The sequence below is a fragment of the Streptomyces durbertensis genome (assembly GCF_014156695.1).
GTDB classification, from domain to species: Bacteria; Actinomycetota; Actinomycetes; order Streptomycetales; family Streptomycetaceae; genus Streptomyces; species Streptomyces durbertensis.
Genome location: NZ_WMLF01000955.1, coordinates 1 through 421 on the forward strand (window position 1 = coordinate 1; position 421 = coordinate 421).

General features: G+C 64.8%; 1 protein-coding gene. It reads left to right on the forward strand.

Features of this window, described 5'->3' with window-relative positions; genetic code table 11:
- Positions 1-421: hypothetical protein (locus GL263_RS27855; RefSeq protein ID WP_228456897.1), on the forward strand; the 421-nt coding region annotated here is incomplete at both ends.

The following is a 421-nucleotide window of genomic DNA, read 5'->3' on the forward strand; positions in this document are numbered from 1 at the left end:
GACTACAACGACGACTACCTGGATCCGGGCGCGGCCACCTGCGAAGCGCTGGCCGGGCAGAACCAGGGCAGCACCTACCGCGCCTACCGCCCGCGCTACGGCTACTACTGCGGCAGCGACAGCTCGATCGGCTACGGCACCATCCTCAGCAAGCGCCGCGGCGCCAATGGCTACGCCTCGCTGAGCTACGACTTCGACAACGGCCAGCAATGGTTCGCCGATGTGCAGCTGGGCTACCACACGATGTCGCTGATGCGCGACGTCACCAAGTGGGGCCGCATGGACGCCAATGGCGATGAGTCGGGCTATTTCAACAACCAGGCCACCGGCGAGATCGAGTTCTGGCAGCGCCAGTTCTCACCCGAGGAAATGGGGGGCCTGCGCAATGCGATGGTACGCAGCACGCAGAAGACCTTCAGCG